Genomic DNA, 6,235 nt, shown 5'->3' with positions numbered 1-6,235 from the left:
AGTTGATCAGTGGCAGCAGATCAACTCGCCGTTTTTAATTTCAGCACCCCGAATGGGGGCATCAAAAACCGCAGGGGATACAGAATTCAGCGCGAGAGCGCAGGCAGGGCAAAAAGCGCACCGCGCAACACTTAACTACCAGGCGCACAGAAGCGCGAGTTCGAAATATCAGGCGCACAAGAGTGCACGTTGAAAAAGGGCAGGCCAAACAGTGGCACGCAGGTTCAGAGGCGAAAGCGACCACAAGGTGGACGCGAAGGGCAGGGTGTCTATCCCGGCCTCTTTTCGCCGTGTGATCGAATCTTGCGACCCTGATTGGACAGATGGCCTGCCGCCCCGGGTGATCATCGTATACGGCGGCGACACGCGCACCTACCTTGAGGGCTTCACAATCGAGGCCATGGACGAGGTCGACGACAAGATTTCCAAACACTCACGCGGTTCGGCCAAGCGCAAAGCGATGGAGCGTCTATATAGTGCGCAATCTATCGAAACGGTTGTCGATGACACGGGCCGCATCGTGTTGCCTGCTAAACTGCGCGAAAAGATTGGCCTTGATGGCATGGCGCGTTTTGTATCCTCCGGCGATACCTTCGAAATCTGGAGCCCGGATGGCTATGATGCCAGCATCGCGGCCCTTGATGATGATGGGTTTGACCCCAACATTGATCCATCCGTCTATCTAGACGGAGAGCTAGATTAAGATGACGGCTGGGGGGCCACATATACCAGTTTTGATCGACGCGATCTTGTCGCATTGCGCGCCTATTGAGGGTACGTGGTTGGACGGGACGTTTGGCGCAGGTGGCTATACCCGCGATTTGCTTGATGCAGGGGCCGCGCGCGTCATTGGCGTTGATCGCGACCCGGCGGTCTTTGATATGGCTGCGGAATGGGCGGGCCCTTATGGCGACCGTCTGGTCTTGCAACATGGTGTGTTTTCCAAGCTGGATGAATATGGCGCCGACCTTGATGGCGTGGTTCTAGACCTTGGGGTCAGTTCGATGCAGCTTGATCAGGCCGAGCGCGGCTTTTCTTTTATGCGCGACGGCCCACTTGATATGCGTATGGCCCAAGACGGCCCCACTGCGGCGGATCTGGTCAACAATGCCGACGAAACCGTGCTGGCCGATATCCTGTTTCACTACGGCGAAGAACGCGCCAGCCGACGCATTGCGCGCGCGATCCTTGCCGCGCGCCCCATCACCACAACGTTGGAATTGGCGGGTGTCGTCGAAAAATGCCTGCCACGCCCCAAACCGGGCCAAAGCCATCCCGCCACGCGCAGTTTTCAAGCGCTGCGCATTGCAGTGAACAATGAATACGACGAACTTTATCAGGGGCTTATGGCCGCTGAACGCGCGTTGAAACCGGGCGGGCAACTGGCCGTTGTGACCTTTCATTCGGTCGAGGATCGGATGGTCAAACGCTTTTTGACCGCGCGTGGCGGGCGGGGGGCGAACGCCAATCGCTACGCCCCCGAAACCGTGCAAGAGGCGGCGCAGTTCAAACTGAAAAGCCGCAAAGCCATCGCACCAGATGAAGCCGAGCTTGCCGCCAACCCGCGCAGCCGTTCGGCCAAGCTGCGCGTTGGGGTGCGCACCGACGCGCCCGCCGGAACAATCGACGCAAAATCCATCGGGATGCCGCAAACCAAGGGGATGAAGTAAATGCGTAGTGTGCTTTATGTGCTGACAACGCTGGCTGTGATCGGGCTGGCCTTTTGGGCTTACCGTGAAAACTATGCCACGCAAGCGTCCTTGTCGCAGACCGATAAATTGCACCGTGACATCCGAAATGCGCATGCGCGCCTGGCCGTGCTTCGGGCCGAATGGGCCTATCTGAACCGTCCTGATCGTTTGCTTGATTTGGCCGATATCAACTTTAATCGCCTTGGCCTGCTGCCGTTCCGGTCCGAACAATTCGGGCAGGTGGGTGAAATCGGCCTTCCGGTGCCTAAACCCTTGGACATCTCCAATGGTGTTGACGTGTCCGGCAGCCTCGACAATCAGGAGCAACAGCCATGATCCGCACGCCTTTGCGCCCCTTGGCCCGCATCCTTCCTGCCCGTTTGGCCGGACAAAGCCCCGAAGACATCGAGCGCGAAAACCTGCATGTCCGCCACGAAGAAATGCGCGATTCCGCCCGCCAACGCGCCGAAGGGCGTTTGTTGGTTTTGGGCGCGTTCTTTTTCTGCGCCTTTATGGTTGTGGGCGTGCGCATGGGCGTCATCGCCTCGTCCGAACCGGTGGAACCCCGTGCAAGCGCGCAAGGGTCGGCCATTTCTGCGGCGCGCGCTGACATTGTGGATCGCAATGGTCGCTTGTTGGCAACGAATTTCGAAACCCACGCGCTTTATGCCCAACCCCCGTTGATGATCGACAAAGAAGGGGCGGCCCAAAAGTTGGCCGCCATTTTCCCCGAGCTCGATGAAAAAGACCTGCTAAAGGACTTTACCGGCAAGCGTAAGTTCCTGTGGATTCGTAAGAAAATCAGCCCCGAGCAATTACAAGCCGTACATGAAATCGGTGACCCCGGCCTGTTGTTTGGGCCGCGCGACATGCGCCTTTATCCTAATGGATCACTGGCGGCGCACGTTTTGGGCGGCGCATCCTTTGGCAAAGAGGGTGTGCATGCAGCCGAGGTGATCGGTGTCGCAGGTGTTGAAAAGTACTTTGACGACTATTTGCGCGACCCGGCCAACGGTCAGCGCCCTTTGCAACTATCGCTTGATTTGACGGTGCAGGCCGCAAGTGAGCGCGTCTTGTATGGTGGCATGAAGATCATGAACGCCAAAGGCGCGACTTCGGTATTGATGGATGTGCACACAGGCGAAGTCGTCTCGGTTGTGTCATTGCCGGATTTTGATCCCAACAATCGCCCGCGCGTCGCACTGACGGGGGATCAGTCTGACAGCCCGCTGTTCAACCGCTCTGTGCAGGGGGTTTATGAACTGGGTTCGACCTTCAAAATCTTTGCCGCGGCTCAAGCCGTCGATTTGGGATTGGTTTCGCCCAATACCATCATCGAAACCAAAGGCCCGATGCGGGTTGGCGGCTTTCCTATCGGTGAATTCCAAAACAAAAATTACGGTGCGCTCAGCGTGTCCGACATCATCGTCAAGTCTTCGAACCGGGGCACCGGGCGTATGGCGCTGCAAATTGGTGTGAAACGTCAGCAAGAATTCCTGAAATCCCTTGGCTTTTTTGAGGCAACACCGTTCGAAATTCTTGAAGCGGCCAGTGGCAAGCCTTTGTTGCCCAAACGCTGGACAGACCTAAGTGCGGTGACGATCAGCTATGGTCACGGCTTGTCTTCATCGCCAATGCATTTGGCCGCGGGTTATGCGGCGCTGGCGAATGGTGGGTTTGCCATCAAACCTACAATCATCAAACAAGACGGCCCCCGTCATGGCCCGCGCGTCTTGGGTGCAGGTGCGGCAAGTGCTGCGCGTGATATGTTGCGCGCCGTTGTCACCAAAGGTACTGCAAGCATGGGCGAAGTCCCCGGCTATGCCGTGGGTGGTAAAACCGGAACAGCGGACAAACCCAAACCCAAAGGTGGTTACTATAATGACAAAGTCATCGCCACTTTTGCGACCCTGTTCCCGGCCAATGACCCTAAATATGTGCTGATCGTTACCCTTGATGAACCGGTTGAAACCTCGGGTGACAAACCCCGTCGCACAGCCGGTTGGACAGCCGTTCCCATCGCGGCCGAGATGATCGCCCGCATCGCGCCGCTGTTAGGTTTGCGTCCAGATGTTGAAACGCGCAATTTGGCTGATATAACGCTGACCAGCAGCAACTAAGGTCTCAACGGGCCTGACGGTGCCCTCCGTACCTTAACGTGTCGGTGGCATCTGATCCAAAAGGCAAAAAAGCATGGGTGAGCAGGCACGACCTCTGTCCGCATTGGGCCTGACCGCCCAAGGCGGCGCAAATCCGACCATTACAGGATTGGCTGTCGACAGCCGCATCGTCAAAGACGGCTATTTGTTCGCCGCTATGCCGGGCAGCCGCGTGCATGGCGCAACCTTTATCGAAACTGCCGTGCGCATGGGGGCAACGGCGGTGTTGACCGATCGGGCAGGGGCCAACATCGCCTCCGCCCACCTTGACGGCATTGCTGTGGTGATAACGGAAGATCCGCGCGCGGCCCTGTCGCGCAGCGCAGCCCTTTGGTTTGGCGGGCAACCCGGTACAATGATCGCGGTTACCGGGACCAATGGCAAAACATCTGTATCGACCTTTGTGCGCCAAATCTGGATCGAAATGGAACTGGCCGCGGTCAACCTTGGCACCACCGGGGTCGAAGGGGCGTGGTCTGCCCCGCTGGCCCACACCACACCTGAACCCATCACGCTGCATCGCACATTGGCCGATGCCCAAGCGGCTGGGATTACCCACGCGGCGATGGAGGCCTCAAGCCACGGTCTGGATCAACGTCGTCTAGACGGTGTGACGCTGAAGGCCGCCGGGTTTACCAATTTCACCCAAGACCACCTTGATTATCACGAAACCTTCGAGGCCTATTTCGACGCCAAAGCTGCGCTGTTCGCCCGCGTCTTGCCCGAAGACGGCATCGCGGTGATCAACATGGACGACGCACGCGGCATCGATATGGCCGCCATTGCACATGCGCGGGGCCAACAGGTGATGGCCGTGGGGCGTGATGCTGGTGATCTGCACCTGTCAGGGCAACGTTTTGACAGCACAGGGCAAGATGTGCGCTTTGACTACGAGGGGCGGGCCTATACGGCGCGTTTGCCGCTGATCGGTGGCTTTCAAGCGGACAATGTGATGCTGGCCTGTGGGCTGGTGATCGCCTGTGGGGCTGACCCTGCGCGCGTCTTTGAAACTTTGCCGCATATGGGCACTGTACGTGGACGTATGCAGTTGGCCGCAACGCGCGAAAACGGGGCGGCTGTGTTTGTGGATTACGCCCACACGCCTGACGCTGTTGCCACAGCGCTTTCCGCCATGCGCCCGCATGTGATGGGCAAATTGGTTGCGGTCATCGGCGCAGGTGGCGACCGCGACGCAGGCAAGCGCCCGTTGATGGGGCAGGCCGCGGCACAAAACGCAGACCTTGTGTTTGTGACTGATGACAATCCCCGCTCCGAAGACCCGGCCACCATCCGCAACGCCGTGATGGAGGGCTGCCCCCAAGCCATCGAAGTTGGCGACCGCGCCGAGGCGATCTTGCGCGCTGTCGATGCTTTGAACCCCGGCGACGCGTTGTTGATCGCGGGCAAGGGGCACGAAACAGGCCAAATCGTCGGCGATGATGTGTTGCCCTTTGATGATGTGGAACACGCCAGCGTGGCCGTCGCGGCCCTAGAAGGAAGACTGACATGACCCTTTGGACGTCCGCCGAGGCCGCGGCCGCAACTGGCGGAACCGCCACCATCGAATGGACTGCGCAAGGCGTGTCCATCGACACCCGCACCTTGCAGGCAGGCGATTTGTTTGTCGCTTTGCAAGCCGCCCGTGACGGGCATGACTTCGTGGCTCAAGCGCTGGAAAGCGGCGCGGCGGCGGCCCTAGTCACTCACGTGCCCGAAGGTGTGGCCGAAGATGCACCTTTGCTGATCGTACCAGATGTACTGGCAGGTCTTGAGGCTCTTGGCCTTGCGGCCCGCGCCCGCACCGAGGCCCGCGTGGTTGCGATCACCGGATCGGTTGGCAAAACTTCGACCAAGGAAATGTTGCGCGCGATGTTGGGCGATCAGGGGCGCACCCATGCGTCTGTCGCCAGCTACAACAACCATTGGGGTGTGCCGCTGACGCTGGCGCGGATGCCCGCAGATACCGAATACGCCGTGATCGAAATCGGCATGAACCATCCGGGTGAAATTGCTCCGCTGGCCAAAATGGCGCGCCCGCATGTGGCGATGATCACGACCGTTGCGGCGGCACATTTGGAAGCCTTTGACGATATCGCCGGGATCGCAGTTGAAAAGGCGTCGATCATCGACGGGCTGGAATATGGCGGTTCAGCGATCCTGAACAACGACTGTTCCACCGCAGCGATTTTGCAGGCCAAGGCCCACGACGCCAAACGCCGCGACATTGGCTTTGGCGAACACGGTTTTGACTTTGTTCTGAAATCCGCTGATCTGAAACAAGATTCAACAGTGGTGCAGGCTACCGCCCACGACGCCCCCTTGCTGTTCAAAGTGGGCGCTGTTGGGCGGCATTATGCGATGAATGGCCTGGGTGCGCTGGCTGCG

The 6,235-nt window shown here is 58.8% G+C and carries 7 protein-coding genes; all 7 read left to right on the top strand.

Annotated elements, in window-relative coordinates:
* Nucleotides 1–193: hypothetical protein (locus ABJF76_RS08925; protein ID WP_413822558.1), on the top strand; the 193-nt coding region annotated here is incomplete at its 5' end.
* A gap of 18 nt (nt 194–211) precedes the next feature.
* Nucleotides 212–703 (top strand): division/cell wall cluster transcriptional repressor MraZ, encoded by a 492-nt coding sequence (gene mraZ / locus ABJF76_RS08920; RefSeq protein ID WP_413821227.1) that lies wholly within the window; start codon nt 212–214, stop codon nt 701–703.
* A gap of 1 nt (nt 704) precedes the next feature.
* Nucleotides 705–1,670: a 16S rRNA (cytosine(1402)-N(4))-methyltransferase RsmH gene (rsmH, locus tag ABJF76_RS08915; protein WP_413821228.1), complete on the top strand. Its 966-nt coding sequence runs from the start codon at nt 705–707 to the stop codon at nt 1,668–1,670.
* Nucleotides 1,671–2,027: a cell division protein FtsL gene (locus tag ABJF76_RS08910; protein WP_413821229.1), complete on the top strand. Its 357-nt coding sequence runs from the start codon at nt 1,671–1,673 to the stop codon at nt 2,025–2,027.
* Nucleotides 2,024–3,811: a peptidoglycan D,D-transpeptidase FtsI family protein gene (locus ABJF76_RS08905; protein ID WP_413821230.1), complete on the top strand. Its 1,788-nt coding sequence runs from the start codon at nt 2,024–2,026 to the stop codon at nt 3,809–3,811. Before ABJF76_RS08910 ends, ABJF76_RS08905 begins: the two co-directional genes overlap by 4 nt.
* 73 nt (nt 3,812–3,884) lie before the next feature.
* On the top strand, nt 3,885–5,360 hold the full coding sequence (locus ABJF76_RS08900) for a UDP-N-acetylmuramoyl-L-alanyl-D-glutamate--2,6-diaminopimelate ligase (protein WP_413821231.1): 1,476 nt from the start codon (nt 3,885–3,887) through the stop codon (nt 5,358–5,360).
* On the top strand, nt 5,357–6,235 hold an 879-nt coding region (locus ABJF76_RS08895; protein WP_413822557.1), incomplete at its 3' end, for a UDP-N-acetylmuramoyl-tripeptide--D-alanyl-D-alanine ligase. The genes ABJF76_RS08900 and ABJF76_RS08895, both read left to right, overlap by 4 nt.

It is taken from the genome of Tateyamaria sp., from assembly GCF_039940735.1.
GTDB lineage: Bacteria > Pseudomonadota > Alphaproteobacteria > Rhodobacterales > Rhodobacteraceae > Tateyamaria.
The sequence above is the reverse complement of the archived record's forward strand: the minus strand, read 5'-3'. Positions and strand labels throughout refer to the sequence as shown.

Excerpts from the sequence above, each read along its gene's own strand:
- rsmH (WP_413821228.1), top strand. The coding sequence starts at position 705 with ATGACGGCTGGGGGGCCACATATACCAGTTTTGATCGACGCGATCTTG.
- ABJF76_RS08910 (WP_413821229.1), top strand. The coding sequence starts at position 1,671 with ATGCGTAGTGTGCTTTATGTGCTGACAACGCTGGCTGTGATCGGGCTG.
- ABJF76_RS08905 (WP_413821230.1), top strand. The coding sequence starts at position 2,024 with ATGATCCGCACGCCTTTGCGCCCCTTGGCCCGCATCCTTCCTGCCCGT.
- ABJF76_RS08900 (WP_413821231.1), top strand. The coding sequence starts at position 3,885 with ATGGGTGAGCAGGCACGACCTCTGTCCGCATTGGGCCTGACCGCCCAA.